The sequence below is a fragment of the Telluribacter humicola genome, from assembly GCF_017355935.1.
GTDB classification, from domain to species: domain Bacteria; phylum Bacteroidota; class Bacteroidia; order Cytophagales; family Spirosomataceae; genus Telluribacter; species Telluribacter humicola.
The window spans coordinates 297434-321340 of sequence record NZ_JAFIQT010000003.1 but is presented as its reverse complement, the minus strand read 5'-3'; the positions used below and the strand labels follow the sequence as shown (position 1 = coordinate 321340).

Sequence of the window (23907 nt, the reverse complement as noted above, 5' to 3'; positions counted from 1 at the left end):
ATGTTAAAATATCTGTGAATAAATTTATTATTAGTTTATTATTCGAGTGAACGAGGATCATTACAAGCAGAACTATTTGTTTGATCATTAGAATCGAAAGATTGAAATAGTGATTGGTATAATTGATAGGCAGTTGTTCTTATATGAAAGTGCTTCTTAAAAGTACAAAATGCTGATTTACCCATAGTATTTCTTTCATCATTTGTACAAGTGATGAAGCTTTTCAAGATTTGACAGGTTCCATCAAGAGTATCATCAGCAATAATTCCACCTTTATTGACTTCAATTTCTCTCCAAATATTAACTTGGTTAGAAACTAAGACAGGTTTACTACAAGCCATTGCTTCTACAACGGCAATTCCGAAGTTTTCTTGATGACTAGGTAGTGCAAAGGCTTCGCAGCAATAAAAAGCTCCCCATTTGGCGTTACCTGTTAACATTCCCGGAAATATTATATCTTTATCAACAGAAGCAATTTGTTTAATGCTCTTTCCATAAGGAGAATCTAATCCCGGTCCGGCTATAACAATTTTCGGAAGTACAAGCCCATTCGCTTTCAAATATAGGTAAGCATTAACAAGTAAGTCTACACCTTTCTTAACATTTATGCGACTTAGAAACAATATATACGGCTGCCCTTTAACTTCAGGACATCTTTCATAAAATGCCATATCCATTTCAGCAGAGTGTTCCGGTGGAGTAGCGATTCCATATCCCACATTTAATTCTTCTTTAGGGTAGTAATTAGGAAAGGTTTCTCTTGCTAATAATAGTTCTTGTTTACATGTAAAAAGAACTCCATCAGCATGATTTATGATTTTGTTTTCAAAGAGCTTCCAGTAAAGTGAGTTCCTAATTGCTTTCAATCTCCGCCCTTTTGCATTTTGGAACCAAGGGTCTAACATACCGTGAGGCATAATATAAAACCTGGGAGTGCTTTTTTTAGGATGAAACTTCTTAATTTGATTGATTACTTTGTAAAGGGAATAGCCGTAGTGCAGCCATAATCCATGTAAAATAACTACATCGAAACGATCTAAGTTATCAAAAAGCCACGGGGATATATTTCTATTATATGCCCATGGACCTTTAGCTTTGCCAAGTGCATGTATAGGAAATGTGTCATTTTGTAAAGATTCATTATTCGGCTCATCTAAGCATACTACTTCATTATGAACTCCAAGCTTTTCTAGTTCAGGAATAGAAACACGTATCCCTTGACTGGGACCACCGTAAGCAGGGTCCATACTATGTATAATCCTAAGAATTCTCATGAATTATTTTAATTTATTAGCTCAATGGCAAACTTAGTGTAATTATTATCAGCAGAATAATTGTCTGCCCAGAAGCGCTTTATCGAATATTTTTCTTTTTTGAAACTATTTATTTTAAGTATTGCTTTCTCTACTTCACCTAAAGAAGGGTTAGGTGGAAGTAAAATGCCCGTTGTATCATTAATAATTTCAGAAACACCACCAACATTGGTCCCAATCAATGGAATTCCAAATGAGATAGCCTCCATCATTGAAACTGGTATTCCTTCGGATATACTTAAATTTATCAAGCAATCAACTATATTATTAGAATAGAAATTATAAATTTCAATATTTGGTATTCTACCATGAAATTTATAGTCAAAGTTTTTATATGAACTATTATTAAGTAAGGAAATGACCTTTCCCATTTCGTTGCCATCACCAAAGTGGTTCCATTGAATATTTATATCTGGATAATTTAGAGCAACTTGTAGTATCGATCTTGCTATCAGATCAACTCTTTTTACAGGTATAACATTTGAAACAGATACGATTGATATATGTCCAGGGTTAGAAGATTTTGAAATATATGACTTTTCAAAAACACCAAGGCGTGACAACTTTGTGTTGAGGAAATTATATTTTTGTTTTAGATATAAGAGGCCATCGAAAGAAATGCTATATATAGTATCTATACGGTGTATTTTTGTTGCTCTATGTGGAAAAAAACCAAGGCTACTAAATTCTTCATATAGATCACCTCGGTGGGCTCTACTTACAATCTTTGATTTGTAATTATATTTAAGTCTGACATCCACTAATGCATCTACAGCAGGACTCAACCAATAGGAATAAATAATTGTTGGATTTTTAGCTAAAATTAATTTTGCGGCATGTTTATATATATTATAGGAGACAATATATTTTAGAAGATTAATCAGCTTTCGAAAGCTTTTTATTTGAAAGTAGTAAGAAAAGATAGTATTGAAAAAATAAGTAGTCAAAATAGATTTTAAAACCAAACAGGATTTTCTATTATATAAATCTGCTATAGTTAAGTCTAATTTTACATTTTCTGGTATTGTTCGGCAGGATTTAGATTTTATTGAAGGGAAAACTATTATATTATCAAAGTGTTTGCTTAATATGACAATTTCTGATTCCAAAAAGGTTTCATTTCTCCCGAAAGGAAATTCACGAGTTATTAAAATTAGAGTATTTTTCACCTAAGTTAAATAGCTAGGGTTGTGTTAAATTATATTTATAATATAGATTTGCTAACTTTTGATTTAGATTTTAATGCCGCTAATGTGAGGCCTCCACTTAATATACCGAATCCTAGCCCAGTAGGTTGAGCCCACTGCCCCTGTAATACTACATAAAAGCTAAAACTTAGGAGCATCCATGGGAGACAATTTCCTGCATTAAGTTCTTTATATGATTTGATACAAAGTTCAATGATTAGTCTAAATCGTATAATTATGGCAATTCCGCCTAAAAAGTAGCCTAGTTCAGCAATCATTCTACCAAATTCCATTTCTGCGAATCCAAATGCTACTTTACCTGTTATCAACTTTGCGCCAACATTTGTGCCAATTCCTAGACCGAAACCGAAAAGTGGAACTTCTTTATTAGTATTTAATTTAAATGCACCACCTAATACTCTATCAAATGTGCTAGTTCCAGATGCTATTTCAGATTCCCTTGCTGATTCAAATCTAGTTATTAAGGCTTTTGTAGCAGTACTAAATATTTCTGTATTCATCAATGCTAAACATACAATCGTAGCAAATGATATATAAGCAATAGATTTAGTGACTTGTTTAGGGTTAGTAAGTGAAATGAACAGAAAGAATGATAAGGATAGAATACATTGGAAAAATAAAGTGCGACTAATAGATAGAGGTATTGCAGTAATCAAGCAAACAGAAGATAGTATAAGTAAAGGCTTATTTATTATCTTTTTATTTATATCATTCCAAAAGTAGAAGATAAAAGAAGCGACCAGTCCATAAAATAATGTAAGGCCATTGATAAATGAAAAGGTTCCAGGCGGTCTAAAGAATCCTAAGGCACCACTGAATCCAGCACCTTCGGTATCACCACCAACACCTCTATTAACAAATGAGCTTTGTGGACTGTAAAATTGCATTATCATTATAAGGGTCATTGGAAGAGAAATCCATAATAGGAAGTTGCCTACCTTTACTACATCCTCTTTAGAAAACACTTTTCCAATTATAAATATAAGTGGAAAGTGAAGTGCGAAAATACGTAGTCCATAAAGCGCAACTGTAAGATTACCATGTCCTATGAGTATAGTATAGAAGAAAGAAATAAGCATAATAAACCACATTGCTACTACATACCATCTTGTGAATATTATTCTTTGATGATAACATGCTAATATCATATATAGAGCAACTGGATCTCTAATTATTAATAAAGGTGAGGCTAAACTTGGAAGCAACCACTTTCTTAAAGCTCCTTCAAATATTATTAGATAGAAATATAGCCATATAGCTCTTTTGATATATTTTGTTTTGTCTTTAGAACGACGTTGATGGATTTCCATTTCAAATCCATCAACGTCGGTTATCATTTGTGAACTTTTACTATGTATCATATCTATTATGGATTAACTTAATCTTTGATTAGTTCGAAGACTTTATCTGCAAGTTCGTCGCCATACATATGCCATGGTCTTGAATAAGCTTTTTCCATTGCTGCCATTCCTACCCTTTTTAAAATGTTTGGATTAGATAGGATTTCATCAATAGCAGTTATAAGACTAGTTGTAGATCCAGCTTCAACAATCCATCCACTCTCATTATTATTTATGATATCTGGTCCAGCAGTTCTTTCCGTTGTTATAACTGGTGTACCTTGCGACATTGATTCGGTTATAACTAATCCAAAGCCTTCGAACAATGATGGAAATATAAAAACATCATGTTCTCTCATTAAATCTAAAACTTCATGATGAGCTATACTTGGGATCCATTTGTGTTTAGATAAAGCATCGTTCAAAGCATTGCAATCATTAACAGGTTTGCCTCCCACAACAGTTAAATTCACTTTGTCTCCAAAGTAGCCTACAGCCTCAAATAAATTTGCTATACCTTTTCTTTGAGATAAGCCTCCTACAAATAAAATATTTAAAGGTCTATTAATTAAATTTTTATAGATTTTACTTTTATTAATAGGTGGGAAACCGTATGGAATTACTGAAATAGGTGAAAGTTGTCCAGGAAATTCTTTAAGTGTCTCTTTCGTAAAACTACTAGCAACTATAATGTGATCTGCTAAGCTAAGTTCGAGATCTTTCCTCTTTAATTTAGCTGTTGAGTCCTTAAATCCAGTTAAAGTTGAAACCCATTCAGGCCTATTTGTAACTTCCGAAGCTAACAATCTTCTTGCAGATCGCCAATAGCCTAGTGGTGCGTCAAATATGCATTTCAACCCAATGTCTTTGGATCTTAAAAAAGTGCTTAATGCTCCATCCTCATATAGATATACAGCTCTTGTATCTTCTACATTTACTTTATTCAACTCGTTTGATAAATAGCTGTCCATATCTCTATAAACAGCATCCGTACAAAATTTCCCTTGTTCGTGCAGAGTAAGAGAAGGGAAATTAAATTTTTTTGATAGTTGTCTACCCAATTCAGTCCAAGGTCTTTGCTTTACATAAGGTTTTAAGCTATTGTCAAATTCTCTACGCTTTAATTCATTGAAATATTTTATTTTGCTAAAGCTTTCTAATGTACTGCCTTCGAAAACAGCTATACTAGTATAAAAATTTTGTAAAATATTTTTCTCTGCAAATCCTTTTATGGATGCTCTAACATTCGAATTTGCTGTTGGATGTGCAACAATAACTTTCATTATTTTAATTTTAAAGGTGCTTTAGCCCTCAAGCCATGCTTTATTCGCAGCTAAAAAGCCACAAGGATTATATTTTAAATTACTATTCCTTTTTTTTGTTATCGCTTTCGCAGGGTTTCCTACCACTATTTCCCAGTCTTTAACATCTTTGCTTACAATAGCACCTGCACCAACAACAGCACCTTTACCTATATGAACTCCGGATAGTATAATTGCAGAAGTGCATATCCATGCAAAGTCATCTATAATAATTGGTGCTTTTACATGTTGCCATTGTGGATCATTTACATCATGTGAAGCTGTAAGTAAATGTACTCCGTCATTTATACAAACTCTTTCTCCTATAACTATTCTATCATGTAAGGCTAAATTAGCTTTGCCTATGAATGTAAACGCACCGACTGTTAAATTTGATTTTCTCCCATTTATAATAGTATCACTTATCTCTGCACATTCGTGTATATTAGCTCCTTGGGTATTAAGATATGCTCTTCTAATATTCCTTTTCGTTGTAGACCTAATTAATAAAATTCTTTTTGCCCAAGTTTTAAAAAAAGCAAAACTTCCAAATGGTAGTCTTACCCTATTATTCCAAAGATATTTGAAACCTGCCATGCTTTACCTTTTTATTGACTATAATATGTATACTCTTCTAAATGCAAATAGAATGTTTATCAAGGCCATCACAGAAGATACAAATATATTGAAGATTAACGTTTGGTATAATGTTGAAGGATTAAATATATAAATGCCTATCAATATTGAAATAATATTTATGATTATTATTAATAATGGATTTATAGCCCAGCTTCTACTTATACATAACGTATTTACACTGTTTGAAAAAAAATTTATACTAAATAATATCATAACTAATGTTATCTCAGTTTCTAAACCTTTGTAATTGTTCCCGAGTATCCATGTTACTTGTTTAGAAAATAGATATATAATAAATATCAATGTTGAGCATACTATTAAAAGTACAAATATAATATTTAGTAACTTTTCAATTAATATGGTTTTGTCTTCCTTCAATCTTGAATATCTTGGGATTATAATTGTGTTAAAAACTACATTGAATAGAGTTAGTACTGAGGCTATCCTATAAAGTGCACCAACTTGTGCAATAGCTGATGTGCTTCCAAAGATAGTAAGGATCCAAACTGTTATCTGTGCTGAAAATATATTATAAATATCGCTTGGTAGAACTCTCTTTACGTTTGAGAGTATTCGTCTTTTGATTTCTTTATCTTTATTATTATATACATTAGCGAATTTTTCAGAAATAGCTTTTAATCTAATATTTGTTATAATCTTTGGTATCCCATCTGATAATAATGCAATTGCGGTGAATGGAAAAAATGTTATACTAATAGTTAGCATCAACAATCTTCCGATATTCGCGATCAATTGATTTTTTTGTAATGGATATAGGTCTTGGTTAAGTTTTGGAGCAATTTCGTACATTGAACCTGATAGATTTGAAATGTAAGCTGGCATCAATGACAAGCAAATAAGAATTGATTCTAGCCAAGTTGCCTCATTTTTTTTTAGTAGATATAGCAGGATTGCTTCTATTATTATTATGCTGATTATAGCGAATCTTTTTCTTAAATCTAAGCCAGTAGCTACTACAGCGCCAAGTTTATTTCTATCGTCCCACACTTTTCCGCCTTCCGATATAACACCAGAAACTATACCACCATTTGAAAGAATATTCATAGCCCCTAGCATATTATTAGCTAATGTGTACAGTGCATATTCTGTTATGGAAAGGCTTCTAATAACCATAATACCACTTGTTAAGCTGATTAGTTGTATGGTTATCTGTGTAGTAGCTGTTATTGAAAGCGCCTTAAAAAGATTTGAGAATCTATTTAGATTATATGCCTTTGCTAACATATTTAGTAATAGAATTATTCCTTCTCATTTAGAATCATTTAATCTAATTAGCGTTTAATTTTCACTACATCGAAAAAAAATAATATCGATGTAGTGAAAATATATATTACTCGAAATGATTCAAAACATTGAAGCCTTCATTTAACAGAAGCTTATCCTTTTGAAAGAGACGTAAATCGGCTAGTGCCATATCCTCTATCAACATATCCAGCGTAAACTTTGGCTTCCATCCCAGCTTTTTCTGCGACTTTTTTGGGTCACCGATCAGCAACTCTACCTCTGTGTGACGATAGTAACGCGGATCTATACGCAATACCACTGTTCCTTCTGCCAGATAGGGGCCGCAAGTAATACCTAACTCCTCCTGCCGATTATTATCTACGGCTACTATGGTGCCTACTTCATTTTCAGCCTCTCCGGTAAACTCTACAATTACTCCCAAGAAAGCGAAGGTCTGACGGATAAACTCCCGTACCCTGGTAGTCACACCGGTCGCAATGACAAAGTCTTCCGGCTGCTCCTGCTGCAGAATCAGGTACATGGCTTCTACGTAGTCTTTGGCATGTCCCCAGTCCCGCTGGGCGTCAATGTTACCCATGTATAGGCAATCCTGCAGGCCCAGGACAATTTTAGCGGCTGCCCGAGTAATCTTGCGGGTTACGAAGGTCTCACCGCGCAAGGGCGACTCGTGGTTGAACAGGATACCGTTGCAGGCGTACATGTTGTAGGCCTCGCGGTAGTTGACCGTGATCCAGTAGGCGTACAGCTTGGCTACGGCGTAAGGGGAGCGGGGGTAGAAGGGGGTAGTCTCTGACTGCGGCACGGCCTGCACCAGTCCGTATAGCTCGGAAGTAGATGCCTGGTAGATGCGGGTCTTTTTGGTGAGTCCTAATACACGAACTGCCTCCAGGATACGTAAGGTACCGATACCATCAGCATTGGCGGTATATTCAGGTTCATCAAAGCTTACCTTTACGTGGCTCATGGCGGCCAGGTTGTAGATCTCATCGGGCTGCACCTCCTGGATAATGCGGGTGAGGTTCATCGAATCGGTCAGGTCGCCGTAGTGGAGGATGAAGCGGGGATCTTCTACGTGGGGATCCTGGTAGAGGTGGTCTATTCTGTCGGTGTTAAACAGGGAACTACGCCGCTTAATGCCGTGAACCGTATAGCCTTTGCTGAGTAGCAACTCGCTCAGATAAGCACCATCCTGGCCGGTTACACCCGTAATAAGGGCTACTTTGTTATTGGTGGGAATAGAAGAGAGGTTATTCATGATATTGTATTTTTTTCTTTGTTATTATCTTCAATTCGTTCAGATATCTACTATACTTCTTTGAGCTAATAGCTAACGCCTAACAACTAATAGTTCAAAGCGCGTACTGCTCGTAGTGCTGCAAGAAGTCCTGGTAAGCGAGCTGAATTCCTTCGGGGAGCTCGATGGTATGCTTCCAGCCTAGCCCATGCAGTTTGGAAACATCCATGAGCTTGCGGGGAGTACCATCCGGCTTATCTGTATTCCATTTTACCTCGCCTTCATACCCTATGACAGTAGCTACCAGTGAGACCAACTCCCGGATGCTGAGGTCTTCGCCGCTGCCGATGTTGACCAGCTCCCGTTCATTGTAATTTTCCATCAGGTGGAGGCAAGCATCGGCCAGGTCGTCGGCAAAGAGGAACTCACGTTTCGGGCTGCCGGTACCCCATACTTCTACCTGGGGCTTGCCTTCTACTTTGGCCTCGTGAAATTTGCGGATGAGGGCGGGCAGGACGTGGGAGCCCTGGAGGTCGTAGTTGTCTCCGTAGCCGTAGAGGTTGGTGGGCATGACGCTGATGAAGTTGCAGCCGTACTGGTCGCGGTAGGCTTCGCAGAGTTTGATGCCGGCGATCTTGGCAATAGCGTAGGGCTCATTGGTGGGCTCGAGCAGGCCAGTTAGTAATGCGTCTTCTCGCAGGGGTTGGGGGGCCAGCTTGGGGTAGATGCAGGAAGAACCCAGAAATAGCAGCTTTTTCACGCCCTGAACGTACGCTTGGTGGATGACGTTAGCCTCCATCATGAGGTTGTCGTAGAGGAACTCGGCCCGGTAGGTGTTATTGGCGAGGATACCCCCTACTTTGGCGGCAGCCAAGAACACATAATCCGGTTGTTCCTCGGCGAAGAACCGGGCAACGGCCTGCTGATCCCGAAGATCCAGCTCAGAAGAGGTGCGGGTGACGAGGTTGGTAAAACCCTGCTTTTCCAAGGCTCTTACCAGGGCAGAGCCTACCATACCGCGGTGGCCTGCTACGTATATTTTGCTTTTCTTTTCCATTATTAATTACCAATTACCAGTGACCAGTGACCAATCTTTTAATTCTTAATGACCAATGTCCAGTGCTTAATCTTAGATTTCGCCCTGATCATGAGGCTATATTAGTTGACTAGTTCGGGTTGTTCTTTTTCGAGGCGTTCGTAGATCTTTTTGACGTCCTGCGAGGCCTCTTTGGATAGTACCAGGATGGCGTCGGGCGTTTCGACTAGGACGAGGCTGTCGACTCCCAGGAACTCGACGTGCTTGTTGCAACCCAGCACCAGGTTGTTCTTAATGAAATGCTGCTGTTCGCCCTGCTCGTGCAGGTACTCCCAGATGGATTCAAAAGAACCAAGGTCGGACCAGCCAAAGCGGGCTTCCACTACCTTGATCCTGTCGGAACGCTCCATCACCGCATAGTCTACGCTGAGGGAATGAATCTCCATTGTTTCGGCTTCGGGCAGGAATGCATTATTACGGCTTTTCCAGGTGCGGAGGGCGGCTTCGTAAATAGCAGGTTCATGTTTCTTAAGCTCATTCAAGAATGTGCTAGCCTGGAAGCAGAACATACCGCTGTTCCAGAGGAAGCTGCCGCTATCGAGGAACGATTGGGCGGTACGGGCATCAGGTTTTTCCCGGAAGGAAAGGACATCCTGTCCCTGGTACTCGATATAGCCGTAGCCGGTTTCGGGCTTAGTAGGCAAGATGCCGAAGGTGACGATATAACCGGCGCGGGCTAGCGCTATGGCTTCCCCAACCGCCTGTGCGTATTCTTCGACTCCCGTAATAATGTGGTCGGATGGAGTAATTAGTAGAATATCATCAGGAGCAGCCGCGAAGGCGCTGAACGCGATGGCGGCGGCGGTATTGCGGGGAGCGGCTTCGATGATCTCTATACAATCGGCTACGCCCGCCCGGGTCAGGTCAGCCTGTGAAAGCAAATAGTTATCTTTATTGCCCACGACTATGATGTGGTCCGCGAGAGACCTATTACGCTCGGCCGTAAGCTGGAACAGTGACCTCTGCCCGAAGAGGGGAATGTACTGCTTAGGCTGGGACTTGCGGGAAACAGGCCACAAACGGCTGCCCACTCCTCCGGAGAGGATCACGTGGTACACTTTTGACATCAGATAGAGGATATAGGGGAGAGTTAGGTTATATAGCTTTGGTTCAAGAGAACTGTTATCTGCTTCGCATGTCCAAATTACCAAAAGCCGGGGAAATAAAAAGGCTGTTTAGTAAGTTCCACAATAGTTCAAAACCTTTCTTTTTATATTCCTATCCTACTGTTAACCCATTGTTAAGCAGTAGGATAGGAACGTGTGTATAGGTAGAGTCTTGGTTGGTTAATTCTTAGCCACCATGCGCTTGAGGCGGTGCTGCCAGGTGCGCACCTGGCTCTCCTCGCCGTCGTAGTAGCCGTAGCCATATCCGCCGTAGCCGTAGCCGTAGCCGTAGCCCGCACCGTAGTTGACGCCGTTGAAAATAACGCTGAGGTTATGGAAGCGCTTGGTACGGCTCAATTCGCCAATGTGGCGCAGGTGGTCGCGCAGGGTATAGTTGAAGCGCACCAGGTAGAGGGTAGCCTCGGCATGCTCGGCGATGAGGGCGGCGTCGGTCACGAGGCCGAAGGGCGGGCAGTCGATGAGGATGTAATCGTACTGCTCGCGCAGCTCGGCCAGGAGCTGGGGCAGGCGGCCGTTGCTCAGCAGCTCCGACGGGTTGGGTGGAATAGGGCCGCTGGTAATGACGTCAAAGCGGGGGTGTACGCCCGTGGGCTGGATGACGTCGGAGAGGCGGCTCTGCCCGATGAGGTAGTTGGTGACGCCCCGGTCGTTGGGTACCCGCAGGCGCTCCTGCAGGGAAGGCTTGCGCAGGTCCATACCGAGCAGGATCACGCGCTTATCGGCGTAGGCCAGGCTGGCGGCCAGGTTGATGCTGACGAAGCTCTTGCCCTCGCCCCCTATGGAGGAGGTGAGCATGATGGTGCGGCAACTGCCGTCGCCCAGGTACTGCAAGTTGGTACGCAGGGCCCGGAACTGCTCGGCCACGGCCGAGCGGGAGGTCATTTTGATGATGGAATCGGGGCTGGTTTCTTTTTTGAGCGTCCCCACCTCACCCAGAATGGAGACACGGGCGATCTGCTCGATGTCGTCGCGGGTCTGGATGGTGTTGTTGAGCATAAACAGCAGGTTGATCAGCATCAGCGGGATAGCAATCCCCGCGCCAAAGGCACCTAACCAGATAATGGACTTCTTAGGTTTGATAGGGTGAAAGGAAGCCTTGGGCGCATCCACCAGGCGGCTGTCGGTCACGGTAGAGGCGTAGGCCAGGGCGGTTTCTTCCCGCTTTTGCAGGAGGTAGAGGTACAGGCCCTCCTTAATGGTCTGCTGGCGCTTGATGCCTACGTACTCACGCTCCTTCTGGGGAATGCTGCGCAACCCGGCTGAGAAGCGGTTATTCACCGACTCGAGGTTCTGGCGGCTCAGGTCGAGGCCGCGCTTGAGGTTTTGCACGTTTTCGCGGATGGCCTGGCGGGTATTGGCCAGCTGGGTATTGACGGTCTCGAGCAGGGGGTTGTTGGCCGCGGTAGTGCGGGCGTAGCGCTCGCGCTGGATGGCCAGCTCGTTGAAGCGGGTGAGCAGCGACACCAGGACGGGGTCGTTGATCATGTAGGTAGCGGGGGCCACGGCGTCGTTGTCGCTCTGGACGTAGCTTTCGACGCTCTCCAGGATGCGGAGCTGGACGTTGACCTCGTTGAGCTTGGTGTCGTTTTCCTTGATATTATCCAGAAAGATCTGGGACTCGGCGCTGATGTCGGTCAGGCCCTGATTTCGCTTGTACGACTCTACGTCGCGCTCCACGTCGCCCAGCTCGCCCGTGATGAGGCCGAGGCGGTCTTCGATGAACTTGAGGGTATTGGAGGCTTCGCGGTTCTTGTCGTTGAGGGATGACTGGATGTACACGTCCAGCAGCTTGTTGAGCACGTCCTTACCCCGCTGCACGGATACATCGTCGTAGGAGAGGCTCAGTACGGTGCTCTTGACGTTAGGCTGGGTAATGGCCATGCGCCCAAGGATATCCTCGGTCAGGCGGACAGGATCCCGGAAGACTACCTTGACCTCGGTCACAACGGAGCCGGTTACGCCCTTGAGGACCTTGAATTCGCCCCATTCGTTGCGGAAGGTCCGGCCAAAGGTGCGCAGCTCGCTCTCACTGTTGAGGCGGAATTGGTTGCCTTCCTCGAGGTGGATAATCAGGGGTTCCTGGTAGGCGTGTTCGGTGAGTACCTTGGGCTCAATGAGGACGGGGCTCTGCTTGTAGAGGTCGCGGGTGCCGAGGCCGTCGCGGGTCTCGTAACCTACCTGCAGGCCCAGCTCGTCGATGACCTGGCTCATGAGCGTATAGGACTGCAGGATCTCCATTTCGTTCTCAACCAGCTTGTTGCCGCTGAACTGGGTGAGCTCCTCAAGCATATCAGTGGTGGAGCCGCCAACGCCCTTCTTCTCATCCTTGATAAGGAGGGTAGCGGTAGACTGGTAGACCGGCTGGGCGATCTGCAGGTAGAAGAAGGCGGCGGTGAGCGTAAGGCCCACGAACAGGGGGAACAGGTACCAGTAACGCAGGTAACGGCGGAGGTACTCCTGCAGGTTGAAGTCCTGCTCTTCGGGGTCGGCGTACTCTACAGGTACAGCCACGTGTTTACGATCAGTCATGGTAACAAAGGTAGCCTCGTAAGGTTTTGGCTTATTGGGAAAATACAACTATTTATCTAACGGTCATGGCTGGGGCCGGGGCCGGGGCCCCAGGCCTCTCTCTGCTTACAGTCGTACAAAGTTGAAAATCAGCACGGTAACGGTAGTGATGGTGCTGAGTACCAGGGGCAGTACCTGCATGGTACGGTCGGTGGAGGTCAGGCGGGCCTTCACGGGCTCGATGTAGATCACGTCGTTCTTGTGCAGGTAGTAGTAGGGCGAGCGGAATATATCGCGGGAGGTCAGATCGACGCGGGCGTACTCCCGCTTGCCGTCTTCCTCGCGGACGATGAGGATATTATCGCGCCGGCCGTAGATGGTAAGGTCACCGGCGAGGCTCAGTACCTCGGGCAGGGTGATCTTCTCGTCGGGGATGACGTACACGGCCGGACGGTTGGCCTCGCCCAGCACGGAGACCTTAAAGTTGAGGGTACGGATGCTGACGGTGGGTTCGCGCAGGTAGTTGAGCAGGTGCTTGCGGATCTTTTCGGAGGCGGCCTGCGGCTGCAGACCCAGGATGTTGATCTTACCGGCCAGGGGCATTTCGATGTTTCCCTCGTGGTCCACCAGGTAGCCCACCGATTGTCCGCGCATACCCCCGCCGCCAGCCGTGTAGTTCATACCGGCTACGGTAAACTGGTTGGGCATGTTGAAGATCTCGTTGGACTCGGCGCTCAAGCTCCCTACCACAATGGAGAGCAGGTCGTTGGGCTGGAAAGTGGGTACGTAGCTCTGGGTGATGCTATCGGACGTGTAGCGGAGCTCTTCGCCTTGAAAGTATACGATGGTTTTGGGGGATACGCAGCCGGTAAGGCTGAGGGTAAGTGCCACTACTGCGCAGGCAGCCAAACGAACTAGAGAAAGGTACTTGAATTTCATGAGGGTGGTTTACGTAAATAGTATTTGGTAACAGGGATATTCTCGTTCAGGTACTTGCCCCTTCTTACGCGCCGGGCGCTTCGGGGATATTGGGTCATCCGCAACAACCTTGCCAAAAATTCAAAGCGTACTAATTTTTTAATTAAAAAAATGGCCAAACCACTTCCGGCTATGTAACCAGGCGGGAGGGTGGTTTGGGTTGTACTCCATTACACCATTGCAAGTTAGGAAAACCGCCCCATAGTTCGCCCAGCCGTTTCACGAACGGTTTTGTAATAGCCGATATTCTTTAAAAAATGCAACAGATTTCCATTTAGTTATCAGGAAACAATGATCAGTGACCTATTTAGCAATGACCAATTACCAGTGACCAGTGACCACATCGGCGGACCATCAGTGACCAATGGTGACAAGGCAGGAGGGGGGAGGAGAGGAGGACTTATAATTCTGAATTATGACTTTTGAATTAGGAATGAGGGGAAAAGATTAACCACAGAGTTATCGGAGGTAAGCACGGAGTTCCACCGAGGTCTTGCAGTAGAGTTCTCTTTATACATCAACTCCACACCGTGCGACGGCCGCCGTGCGACGGCCGCCGTGCGACGGCCGCACCTTCATACCCGATACACCTACCAGCTACTATTTGATTAATCATTGGACACTGGCGGCCGGGCGGTCACTGACGGTTCGCCGGAGGAGCCACTACTCATTCTATCATTCAAAATTCCTTCATTGGTCACTGAACATTGGCGGAACGCCGCCCGGTCACTGTACTAATTGGTCATTCTTAAAGGGGTAGTTTTCCAGCCAGGAGGAATTCATGAGGCGGCGGGCCAGGTCGAGGTGCTGGATCTTGTGGGCGTCGGTGCCGAGGAAGGTGATGAGGCCTTCGCGCAGCAGCCACTCGGCCATGCGCTGGATGCCTTCGCCGTAGTGGCTGGTCAGCGACAGCAGGTTGACCTGTAGCTCACAGCCCTGGTTGCTGAGCTTGCGGTAGATGCTGGGATCGCTATAGAAGTAGGTGTACCGCTCGGGATGGGCCAGGACGGGGCGGTAACCGTGCTGAATGATGGAGAACAGGGTTTCGGAAACATTCATAAGGGGGCTCGAGTAGGGGAGCTCCACGAGCAGCCGGTTGCCGGGCAGGGTCAGCAGGGGCTGCTTGCCTTCCAGCATCTCTATAAAATGCTCATCGATGAAGTACTCGGCGGCGGCTCCTACCTCTACGGTCAGACCGGCTTCCTTACAGGCCGCCTGTACCTGGGCGAGGCCACCCAGTATGATTTCGGGGGTATTCTTGTAGCAGTCCCAGATGACGTGGGGGGTGGTGAAGACGCGCTGGTAGCCGTACTCCTGCAGGCGGCGGATCATGTGGACTGACTCCTCCAGGGTCTGTACGCCATCGTCAATACCAGGGATCAGGTGCGAGTGAATATCGGTACGGATGCGTGACAGGTCCAGACTCTTCTTCTTCTTCTCAAACAACCAGCTAAACATAAAGATCTTGGGAGGGCTACGGTTCAGGCTACAAAGCTAATGAAATTCAATGACCAGTTACCAGTTACCAGTGACCAATTATGCAGTGTCCAGTGTACAGTGACCAATGACCAGTGACCGCAGCTGCTTCGGTGGTCCGGCAGTGTCCAGTGACTAATAGTGGGAAGTTATGTTATTTGGGGATGAAATTTCCAGATCTCTACAAGAGCGGAAAAGGTGAAGGGACTCGGTAAGGGGCGGAAATAACGCCTTCTCTTCCGAATCCCCTTACCTGTCAAAGCTCCTTTATAAAGTTTTTAGTCACTGCTCATTGACGGCAGCCGCTGAGGTCATTCATCATCAATCATTGGTCACTGGACATTGGTCACTGAAGAAATTATTTTTTCCGGTCCAGCACGACCAGGCCGATGCCGGCGATGAGGACGATAACACCGGCGTAGGTAGGCCAGGCTACCTCTTTGGTCTTGTCGGCGTTGATTTCGATGGGGCCGATATCGGCCACTTTTTCTTCGGTCTGGTAGCTGAAGCCGCCAAAGAGCAGCATCGCCAGTCCTACTATCGCGAGAATGATTCCGAGCGTTTTCATCTGTAGGTTATTAGCTGTTAGTGATTAGGTGTTAGCTTGTTAAAGAATACAGCCTTTTCTGTCGCCTCTCCCGTCTCTCATCAGCCATACTACTGAGTAGGTCTTACTAAAAGTGTGCCGGAGGCAAAGAGCGAAAGGGTGAAAGAGCGAAAGAGTGAAAGGGTGAAAGGGTGAATGGGGAAGGTGGTAAAGACTTTGGTCTTGGAAAATGAAATAGTGTACTTTTGTGGGAGATGTCATCGATATACGGAGGAGTTGACTCCGTGACACTCTGTGCAAAACCGGGCGGCGTACCGCTCCTTTACTCTGTGCCGGGCCGCCGCGCGGTTCTACAACTCAATAAGTCACAGCTACTCATAAACTACATACTCACATACTCATGAGCTCAAATACCGCCTCCAGCCTACTTATACTCAACGCCCGGCTTGTTAACGAAGGCATGATACAGGAAACGGATGTACTGGTCCGGAACGGACGCATCGAAAAGATAGGAAAAGACCTGCAGCGCGAAACGGCGGACCGGGTCCTGGATGCGGCAGGGAAGTACCTGCTGCCGGGGATCATAGACGACCAGGTACACTTCCGGGAGCCGGGCCTCACGCACAAGGCGACCATCGGGTCGGAAGCGAGGGCGGCCGTGGCGGGTGGGGTGACCTCGTTTATGGAAATGCCCAATACGGTACCGAACGCGCTCACGCAGGCCCTGCTGGAAGATAAGTACCAGATCGCGGCCCGGACGTCGCTGGCCAACTACTCCTTTTTTATGGGAGCCTCCAATGACAACTACGACGAGGTAATGCGTACGGACCCGAGACGGGTGTGCGGGATCAAGATATTCATGGGCTCTTCGACGGGGAATATGCTGGTGGATGCGCCGCAGGTACTGGAGCGGCTGTTTGCGGGAGCGCCCTGTATCATCGCCACCCACTGCGAGGATGAGCCAACCGTGCGGCAGCGCATGGAGTACTACAAAGACCTGTACGGTGACCAGGTACCTTACGATATTCATGCTATAGTACGCAATGAGGAAGCCTGCCTGAAGTCGTCGCAGTTTGCCTCGGACCTGGCGCACCGGCACGGTACGCGCCTGCACATCCTGCACATATCGACAGGAGAGGAAACGGCCCTGTTTGAACCCGGTACCCGCACTAACGGGAAGATCCTAAGGGCGGATGGTACCCCCAAGCTGGTGACGGCGGAGGCCTGTGTACACCACCTGTGGTTTGACGCGGAGGACTACCGGAGGCTGGGCAACCGCATCAAGTGTAATCCGGCCATTAAGGCGCCGCACCACAAGGAGCAGATCTTCCAGGCCCTGCTCGACGACCGCATCGACGTCATCGCCACGGACCACGCGCCGCATACGCTGGACGAAAAGGGACAGCCTTACTGGCAGGCTCCTTCGGGGCTACCGCTGGTGCAGCACTCGCTGCATGTGATGCTGGAGTTCCACCGGCAGGGAAAGATCTCACTGGAGCGGGTAGTAGATAAAATGTGCCATGCCGTAGCGGACTGCTTCCAGATCCGGGAGCGGGGCTACGTGCGGGAAGGCTACTGGGCGGACCTGGTACTGGTAGATCTGGATCGGCAAACGGAGGTAACACAGGGATCGGTCCACTACCAGTGTGGCTGGTCCCCTCTGGAAGGTACTACCTTCGGCTCCCGCATTACCCATACCTTTGTGTCGGGCCACCTGGCCTACGAAGAGGGGGTATTCCACGAGGCTAAGCAGGGAGAACGGATGGAGTTTGAGAGACAGTAGTCAATTGTGAATGTGTGAATGAGTGATTGAGAGAATGAATGACCGTAGCGGACCGTCAGTGACCAATGACCAGTTTCAGTGACCAGTTAGCGAATGAGCTAATAAGGAGGAAAGGTACGAAGGGAGGAAAGTGTTGAAAGAGGGATGAATAGAGGCTTCAAGTAGTGTTGAATAGGGATGCCCTGGGTATCACCTCTGGTAGGAGGAAAATGGGGAGGTACTTATTGGGGTGGACTTGTACTTGCGGTACCAGATCAGCTTGTGGAAGGGAGGCAGCGGGATTGGGTGCGTATTGGGGTGTAAGGGCCTGCCCGGCGCTGGAGGCCGGGCCTTGGGGCAAATGCAGGCTTCATACAAGTGATATAGGTGTATATATGGGGAAGTGTGTATAGTAGTCGTAGTATCAGTAAGCTTACGGCCTAAAGCATATAGCCTATAGCTTTATCAGAGCCTCAAAATACCATCACCTCGTTCATGGCTTCGCACTCAGCGGCACAGGTACGGCAGGCTTCGGCGCAGGTCTGGCAGAAAGCTTCGTCAAATTTTTCGCATTCGGCCGCACAGGCGTGGCAGAGGTCGGCGCAGAGTGTACATACTTTGCGTAGGTAGTCGGAATCAGTGGCTGAAAAGCGGGCGCACAGGTTACACATTTCGGCGCAGTCCAGGCAAGTCTGGATGCAGTTGATCATGGCTTCGCTAGCCATTTTGATGCCTTCGTTCGCACAATCCAGACAGGCAGTGTAGCAGGCCAGGCATGCTTCCACACAGGGTATAACTTCTCTTTTCATTTTGTTTTACGTTTGGTAGGTTGAGACATTCAGGTTGGTGAGGAGAGAGATTTAAAAAACCAGACCTGCTGCTGCACATAGAGGAAAAAGACCATTTGGAGGCTACCAGCGGCCTATGGGGGCGGGGAATAGCTACAAGGGCTGGGGAAAATATTGTACGTTGGGGAATTCAACAAAAAAGCAGCTACAACCGGGGTTGTAGCTGCTCATTCGACTTATCTATTCTTTGCTTTCGGGTCATCACCCGAAGCTGGAAAACTATACTAGTGAAAAAACAACATGCTTTACCAGCGTCACCAGATGACTGCCCAGCGAAGGCTCCTCGTCGGACTCACCGCTGGCCTTTTCGTCATCGTTACTCCTTTCGCAGCACACAAAGCCTACGATCCAACGGGCCAGGTGCTGGGTAAAAGCGGCCGGAGTCAGGTTTGACGTAGTTACTTCATCCTGATCGTCGGAAGCAGGGCTGGTGCTGGGAGTGGCTTTTACTACTGCCCCACCGGATGGTGTCGCACGGGTTGATGTAACGGTGGTCGGTGTTACATTGACTGACGCCTGGGATATTTCCCGGGTTTTGGGAGCGGCTTTACGAACCTCCTTCTTAGCCTTCAGCATCTTCTGGGCTACAAACATATTGTGAGAGTACCCGGTAGCGCTCACCTGAAGGCTAATCAACAACAACACGGTCAGTAGTTTCAACGTTTTCATGGCTATTCAAAGGATTTTAAGCGGTCAGCATGCTGCTTCGGCTCTTTGGTTTTTGATGTTTTTGACCTACGGGCTCCTCAACCAACTATCTACTCTACAAAGGTAGGCTTTTGTATAGTACTATGCAACACATAGTACCTTGTTTTTTGTTAAAATTTATTAAAACTCTCTTTTTTTGAGAATGGGTACATGCTGTTGGCGTTCAAGCTGTTTGCCCAACTACTATCAATTGGCTAATGGATGCAAAGGTGCCTCACTGATCTATGGATACAAATTTGAAAAGAAAGGTTGCATGGAAAAACTAAAAAAAGATGAAATGCCATTAATTGGGGTTGAAGCCGACAAATAATGGGATCAATTTAGCAACGATCTAGGACCAATGCATACTATTCAATGACCAGCGGTTAATAAGCGGCCGTAGAAGGAGCTAACTTCTGAAGGTTTAGAGTCTATAAGTGGAAAGAAATTACCGGGCAACCTCTGCGGAACCTACAGTACAGATAGGGAAGTGGGGGCGTAAATCTTAGTATTGTCAGGATAGGTATTGTCAGGCTGAGCGTAGACGAAGCTCGGGCTTCAACCGGAGCGGCCGCCGCTACGCTCAGCCTGGCAGATGTTTATAAAAGTACTGCCCCTCCCTCATTCCTAATTCACAATTAAGAATTCAGAATTCTTCTCACTGTTTCTTAAAGGTCCAGGCGGAGAGGCCCAGGTAGGCGAAGGAACCCCGGGTGGCCCCCTTCCCCATGAGGCCGTTGAGGTTGCTGAATCCGATATGAGCAGGACCAAAGCGGGCCAGGAAGCCGATGGAGGCCTTCCCGTTGCCCTCGATGAACGATATCGGAAAAGCAAAGTCGGCATCTTCACCCTCGAAGCGGGGCGTGATGGTCATGACGTTAGGCTGAACTACCGCCAGGGGCGAATCCGGCTGGCCGTAGTGGCGGGTACGGGCGATATTAATAAAGAAAGCCTTAAGGAGCTGTACATCGGCCTCAAGGTGCGCGGCCGCGGGAAGTGCAACCCGATCCGACAGCTCCGTAGTAGACTGAGCCGGGAATAGCTCCGCAAAGCCCTCCGGCCCCCGGTCGGCGATGGTTTCCAGCGCCGCCTGTCCGATTACGGACCGGCTTTGCTGCCCGCTGATGACCTGACTGTTGGCGGTCCGGTACCGGATGGAGCCGAGGTCGGTCAGCGAGGCTGACAGCCGGATGATGTAGCCGGGGCGGCCGTCGGTGAATTTTTCGGTCCTTTTCTTGTTATTGCCCCGGTTGGCCCAGTAGGAGCCCAGTTCGTAGCTGGCACCCAGGTCATACCCCCAGCCCTGCGCGTACTGGCTGGCATCAAACAGGTTGCTGAGCCGCATCGGCTGGTTGGGCTGGCTGTACCCGCTCTCGTAGGTGAAACCGTTCAGGGCCAGTTCTTTTTCATTCTCGGCGCTGCCTGTGGCCTGAATCTCATAACTATCAACGGAGCCGCGCAGGTAGGCAGCCCGGGCTCCGAATATCTTTTTGGCGGTACCTCCTACACGGAGTTTGTGCGAGGGCAGGTCCAGCATCAGGAGCCCGTAAGAGAAGCTGGCTTCGGAGAAGCTCTGCTGCAGGAGCTTAAAGTCTCCCCACTCTCCTTCCTGTACGGGCGTAGCGGGGGTATCGAGGCGGCGGAAGTACAGGGTACGAACACCCTCGGGAATATTCTGCCCCTGTACGTAGCCCCGCGAACGAAGCTGGAAGGCTACACCGTGGCGCTTGCCGATAGAGACCATGGCCGAGGGCCAGCGGATATCGGTGACGAGGTGGACGGGGTCCTGCTGCGTAACGGAGCCCATGGTACGCGAGCGGCCGTAGAGCTCGTCGGTTGAGTGAGGAGCCAGCAGGGGGTAAAACAGCGAGTTGCGGCCCAGAAAGATAAAGTAGCGGTTGTTGATGGTGCTGCCCAGGGTCGTGAAGTTGACCTGCCAGCGGTAGCGTGAGCCTCCGAGCGTAGAGGGGTTATAGGTAGCGCGGTAGAGGCCGCCGTAGTTGCTTAGGTGAAGGCCGGGTACCTGCTGAGCCCGGGTAGAGGTAGTGGTAAGGCTGATAATCGCTAGCAGACAAAGGGTAATAAGTCTGAAAAAAGGGTATGTCATGGGGGCTGGCGCGGGTTTAAAGCTAATTTTCCGATTTCGTCGTATACAATGATCTCCTGCTCGATAAGGTAACGCACCGTATGGAGTAGTTGTTTTTCGGGAATGGTACCAAAAGCCTGACTCAGCGGGCGCGGTGCCAGGGGACCATGCTGCTGTAAGTGTAACACAATATCTTGCCTCAACTGTGTATCCGTTTCGTGAACGGTCTCTGATTTGCGCTTCCGGATGCAGACATCGCAGAGTCCACAGGGCTCGCCACCCTCTTCGTTGAAGTAGTCGAGCAGGAGCAGGGTACGGCACTGCTGCTGGTGCTGGACGTAGTGGATCACGGCCTGTACCTTGCTCAGATCCCGCTCCTTTTTCTTCTCAATTTCATACAGGTTCAGGGGCAGCTGACTGGCCTCGTAGCGAGGAGTCAGGAAGGTAAGCTGAGGCTTATCACGTTGCTTCTCGTAATGCACCATATCGCGCTCCTGCAGGAAAAGCAGTCGCTGCTGTACCTCCGGAATCGGGGCGTAGTAGGTCTGCGCAATGTCCGTCTCGGCTATATTGACGTAGCCCGTAAACAGTTCGCCGCCGTACATCCGGAGCAGCAACCGGAGGAACTGGTCATAGTCGGGATAGCGGATCTGAAAGTCGTACAGCTGGTGGTTGTCGACCAGAAAGTGCAGCTTCGACGGGGAGTTGTAGGCTTCACTAAGCTGAATAAAGCCTTCGTCCTGGAGGAGCCGGAGGGCAAAGTGAGTGTCGGAGACAGGTAAGCCGAAAATAGCGGTAAACTCGTGGATATCCAGGTCGTAGCTACTGAACTCGCCCCCACCTACGGGTACTTTGAAGTAGTTGGCCAGCGACTGGTACACCCGGCGCAGCAGCTCGGCGGAGGGGTACTGGCGCTCGATGTTTTTCTCCATCTCCCCGGCATCTTTGCTCTGAAACAGGGCCACGGCGTAGGCCTTGCGCCCGTCGCGTCCGGCCCGTCCGGCTTCCTGGTAGTAAGCCTCGAGGGTATCGGGCAGGTCGAGGTGGATTACACTGCGCACGTCAGGCTTGTCGATACCCATACCAAAGGCGTTGGTCGCCACGATGACCCGGATGCGGTTGCGGAGCCAGGCGGTTTGCTTGTCGGAGCGGTCACGGAAGGAGAGGCCCGCGTGGTAGAAGTCGGCCCGGATACCCTGCTGGTTGAGCCAGCCGGCTACCTGCTGGGTACGCTTGCGGGTGCGTACGTACACAATGGCCGTACCGGGTACCTTCTGCAGGATCTGGAGCAGCTTACGGTCCTTGCTCTCTTCGTGAAAAGCGGAGTAGGATAGGTTGGCACGGGCAAATGACTGGCGGAATACCTGAGGCTGCCGCATCTCCAGCTTTTCCTGAATATCGGCCTGTACCTCGGCCGTGGCCGAAGCCGTAAGCGCCATGATGGGTACGCCCGGCAATAGTTGGCGGAACTCCGCGATCAGCAGGTAGGAAGGACGGAAGTCATACCCCCAGGCCGAGATACAGTGGGCTTCGTCGATGGCCAGGAGGTTGACCTTCATCTGCTTGGTACGCTCAATCATGATGTCAGTGCGCAGGCGCTCCGGCGATACGTAGAGAAACTTGGTCTGGCCGTGAATGCAGTTGTCGAGGGTAATGTCAATCTCGTGGCGATTCATGCCGGAGTGGATGGCCGCCGCGGGTATATTACGACGCCGGAGCTGCTCGACCTGGTCTTTCATGAGGGCGATCAGCGGCGTGACCACTATACACATGCCCTCCTGGGCCAGCGCCGGGACTTGAAAACAGACGGATTTACCCCCGCCGGTGGGTAGCAGCACCAGGGCATCGTGCCCCTCCAGCACCGATCGGATCGCCTCTTCCTGTACCGGACGGAAATGGTCGTAGCCCCAGTATTGCTTAAGGAGGGTATGTATATCGTTCATAGCGCTTGCCGCAGGATAGTAGCTGTTACCAGGTGCAAAGTACTTAAATCAGGACTATATTTCGGATAATTGTCGAACCAAATATCCCAACCCTTTCCCTATATTCGTTGATTAGTGGGTGTTAGAGCTAGCGTAGGTTTTTGATCGATACTATCACAAAGCTCTTAAAGCCTAATTGTTCGGGTTAAGCCAATGTCTGCCCTCCTCCGCCGGGCGGGCCCCGCTCCCCCAACACCACTACATTTTACAGCCCTGCTTTAGCCAGCCGCACAAATGGCTGTAAAACAAGCAGGGCCGCCCTTTAGATTTGAGCAGTAGTAAGATTTCAAGATTTAGACCATTTACGAACAGCCATTGGTGGGTTACCTAAAGGGTTTGCTCGGTAGTTCACCGCCAGCAGAAATATGACAAAATTTCTCAGCCCTCTCATAAGCCGCCTATATTAATGGCCAGTGTGCGGCTGAATTGCGCGGGGCCATTAATATGCCAGCGGTGTTGAGAGGGCGCCGCCCGCCCGGCGGAGGAGGGCAAGAGACAGCAGTACCCAA

General features: G+C 47.9%; 18 protein-coding genes. 1 reads left to right on the top strand and 17 read right to left on the bottom strand.

Annotation, left to right across the window (positions count from 1 at the left end; genetic code table 11):
* Positions 1-38: 38 nt before the first annotated feature.
* From JUB14_RS16690 to JUB14_RS16630, 13 genes are all read right to left on the bottom strand, one after another.
* Positions 39-1247: a glycosyltransferase gene (locus JUB14_RS16690; RefSeq protein ID WP_229367942.1), complete on the bottom strand. Its 1209-nt coding sequence runs from the start codon at positions 1245-1247 to the stop codon at positions 39-41.
* Positions 1248-1282: 35 nt separating this feature from the next.
* Positions 1283-2482, bottom strand: coding sequence for a glycosyltransferase (locus tag JUB14_RS28015; RefSeq protein ID WP_207507462.1), 1200 nt, complete (start codon positions 2480-2482; stop codon positions 1283-1285).
* A 35-nt stretch (positions 2483-2517) separates the two neighbouring features.
* Positions 2518-3858 carry a hypothetical protein gene (locus JUB14_RS16680; protein WP_207507461.1) on the bottom strand — a complete coding sequence of 447 codons (1341 nt, stop codon included), beginning with the start codon at positions 3856-3858 and terminating at the stop codon, positions 2518-2520.
* A 41-nt stretch (positions 3859-3899) separates the two neighbouring features.
* A complete protein-coding gene (locus JUB14_RS16675) occupies positions 3900-5144 on the bottom strand; it encodes a glycosyltransferase family 4 protein (protein ID WP_207507460.1) in 1245 nt (414 codons plus the stop codon).
* A gap of 21 nt (positions 5145-5165) precedes the next feature.
* A complete protein-coding gene (locus JUB14_RS16670) occupies positions 5166-5759 on the bottom strand; it encodes an acyltransferase (RefSeq protein ID WP_207507459.1) in 594 nt (197 codons plus the stop codon).
* Between the two features lie 18 nt (positions 5760-5777).
* Complete coding sequence (locus JUB14_RS16665) at positions 5778-7046, bottom strand: MATE family efflux transporter (protein ID WP_207507458.1); 1269 nt, start codon at positions 7044-7046, stop codon at positions 5778-5780.
* 106 nt (positions 7047-7152) lie between these two features.
* The gene (gene gmd, locus JUB14_RS16660; RefSeq protein WP_207507457.1) at positions 7153-8322 is read right to left on the bottom strand and encodes a GDP-mannose 4,6-dehydratase; all 1170 of its coding nucleotides are present in this window, start codon (positions 8320-8322) and stop codon (positions 7153-7155) included.
* A 94-nt stretch (positions 8323-8416) separates the two neighbouring features.
* Positions 8417-9358 carry a GDP-L-fucose synthase gene (fcl, locus tag JUB14_RS16655; RefSeq protein WP_207507456.1) on the bottom strand — a complete coding sequence of 314 codons (942 nt, stop codon included), beginning with the start codon at positions 9356-9358 and terminating at the stop codon, positions 8417-8419.
* A gap of 101 nt (positions 9359-9459) precedes the next feature.
* A complete protein-coding gene (locus JUB14_RS16650; RefSeq protein ID WP_207507455.1) occupies positions 9460-10464 on the bottom strand; it encodes a mannose-1-phosphate guanylyltransferase in 1005 nt (334 codons plus the stop codon).
* A gap of 219 nt (positions 10465-10683) precedes the next feature.
* Positions 10684-13101, bottom strand: a complete 2418-nt coding sequence (locus JUB14_RS16645) for a GumC family protein (RefSeq protein ID WP_229367939.1) — start codon at positions 13099-13101, stop codon at positions 10684-10686.
* Positions 13102-13158: 57 nt separating this feature from the next.
* On the bottom strand, positions 13159-13971 hold the full coding sequence (locus JUB14_RS16640) for a polysaccharide biosynthesis/export family protein (protein WP_207507454.1): 813 nt from the start codon (positions 13969-13971) through the stop codon (positions 13159-13161).
* 765 nt (positions 13972-14736) lie between these two features.
* The gene (locus JUB14_RS16635) at positions 14737-15468 is read right to left on the bottom strand and encodes a tyrosine-protein phosphatase (RefSeq protein ID WP_207507453.1); all 732 of its coding nucleotides are present in this window, start codon (positions 15466-15468) and stop codon (positions 14737-14739) included.
* Between the two features lie 376 nt (positions 15469-15844).
* The gene (locus JUB14_RS16630) at positions 15845-16054 is read right to left on the bottom strand and encodes a hypothetical protein (RefSeq protein ID WP_207507452.1); all 210 of its coding nucleotides are present in this window, start codon (positions 16052-16054) and stop codon (positions 15845-15847) included.
* A gap of 379 nt (positions 16055-16433) precedes the next feature.
* On the opposite strand from JUB14_RS16630, the gene JUB14_RS16625 reads away from it, so the two are divergent.
* Positions 16434-17816 (top strand): dihydroorotase, encoded by a 1383-nt coding sequence (locus JUB14_RS16625; protein WP_207507451.1) that lies wholly within the window; start codon positions 16434-16436, stop codon positions 17814-17816.
* 452 nt (positions 17817-18268) lie between these two features.
* On the opposite strand, the gene JUB14_RS16620 is transcribed toward JUB14_RS16625, so the two are convergent.
* From JUB14_RS16620 to JUB14_RS16605, 4 genes are all read right to left on the bottom strand, one after another.
* The gene (locus tag JUB14_RS16620; RefSeq protein WP_207507450.1) at positions 18269-18604 is read right to left on the bottom strand and encodes a four-helix bundle copper-binding protein; all 336 of its coding nucleotides are present in this window, start codon (positions 18602-18604) and stop codon (positions 18269-18271) included.
* Between the two features lie 258 nt (positions 18605-18862).
* On the bottom strand, positions 18863-19312 hold the full coding sequence (locus JUB14_RS16615; RefSeq protein WP_207507449.1) for a hypothetical protein: 450 nt from the start codon (positions 19310-19312) through the stop codon (positions 18863-18865).
* 676 nt (positions 19313-19988) lie between these two features.
* Positions 19989-21437 carry a DUF5723 family protein gene (locus tag JUB14_RS16610; RefSeq protein WP_229367937.1) on the bottom strand — a complete coding sequence of 483 codons (1449 nt, stop codon included), beginning with the start codon at positions 21435-21437 and terminating at the stop codon, positions 19989-19991.
* On the bottom strand, positions 21434-23359 hold the full coding sequence (locus tag JUB14_RS16605; protein WP_207507448.1) for a RecQ family ATP-dependent DNA helicase: 1926 nt from the start codon (positions 23357-23359) through the stop codon (positions 21434-21436). The genes JUB14_RS16610 and JUB14_RS16605 overlap by 4 nt, the downstream gene beginning before the upstream one ends.
* Positions 23360-23907: the final 548 nt, after the last annotated feature.

What these genes read in the sequence shown, in the direction of transcription:
- JUB14_RS16690 (WP_229367942.1), bottom strand. Translation starts at nt 1,247, where the DNA reads ATGGACCCTGCTTACGGTGGTCCCAGTCAAGGGATACGTGTTTCTATT.
- JUB14_RS16680 (WP_207507461.1), bottom strand. Translation starts at nt 3,858, where the DNA reads ATGATAACCGACGTTGATGGATTTGAAATGGAAATCCATCAACGTCGT.
- JUB14_RS16675 (WP_207507460.1), bottom strand. Translation starts at nt 5,144, where the DNA reads ATGAAAGTTATTGTTGCACATCCAACAGCAAATTCGAATGTTAGAGCA.
- JUB14_RS16670 (WP_207507459.1), bottom strand. Translation starts at nt 5,759, where the DNA reads ATGGCAGGTTTCAAATATCTTTGGAATAATAGGGTAAGACTACCATTT.
- JUB14_RS16665 (WP_207507458.1), bottom strand. Translation starts at nt 7,046, where the DNA reads ATGTTAGCAAAGGCATATAATCTAAATAGATTCTCAAATCTTTTTAAG.
- gmd (WP_207507457.1), bottom strand. Translation starts at nt 8,322, where the DNA reads ATGAATAACCTCTCTTCTATTCCCACCAATAACAAAGTAGCCCTTATT.
- fcl (WP_207507456.1), bottom strand. Translation starts at nt 9,358, where the DNA reads ATGGAAAAGAAAAGCAAAATATACGTAGCAGGCCACCGCGGTATGGTA.
- JUB14_RS16650 (WP_207507455.1), bottom strand. Translation starts at nt 10,464, where the DNA reads ATGTCAAAAGTGTACCACGTGATCCTCTCCGGAGGAGTGGGCAGCCGT.
- JUB14_RS16640 (WP_207507454.1), bottom strand. Translation starts at nt 13,971, where the DNA reads ATGAAATTCAAGTACCTTTCTCTAGTTCGTTTGGCTGCCTGCGCAGTA.
- JUB14_RS16635 (WP_207507453.1), bottom strand. Translation starts at nt 15,468, where the DNA reads ATGTTTAGCTGGTTGTTTGAGAAGAAGAAGAAGAGTCTGGACCTGTCA.
- JUB14_RS16630 (WP_207507452.1), bottom strand. Translation starts at nt 16,054, where the DNA reads ATGAAAACGCTCGGAATCATTCTCGCGATAGTAGGACTGGCGATGCTG.
- JUB14_RS16625 (WP_207507451.1), top strand. Translation starts at nt 16,434, where the DNA reads ATGAGCTCAAATACCGCCTCCAGCCTACTTATACTCAACGCCCGGCTT.
- JUB14_RS16620 (WP_207507450.1), bottom strand. Translation starts at nt 18,604, where the DNA reads ATGAAAAGAGAAGTTATACCCTGTGTGGAAGCATGCCTGGCCTGCTAC.
- JUB14_RS16615 (WP_207507449.1), bottom strand. Translation starts at nt 19,312, where the DNA reads ATGAAAACGTTGAAACTACTGACCGTGTTGTTGTTGATTAGCCTTCAG.
- JUB14_RS16610 (WP_229367937.1), bottom strand. Translation starts at nt 21,437, where the DNA reads ATGACATACCCTTTTTTCAGACTTATTACCCTTTGTCTGCTAGCGATT.
- JUB14_RS16605 (WP_207507448.1), bottom strand. Translation starts at nt 23,359, where the DNA reads ATGAACGATATACATACCCTCCTTAAGCAATACTGGGGCTACGACCAT.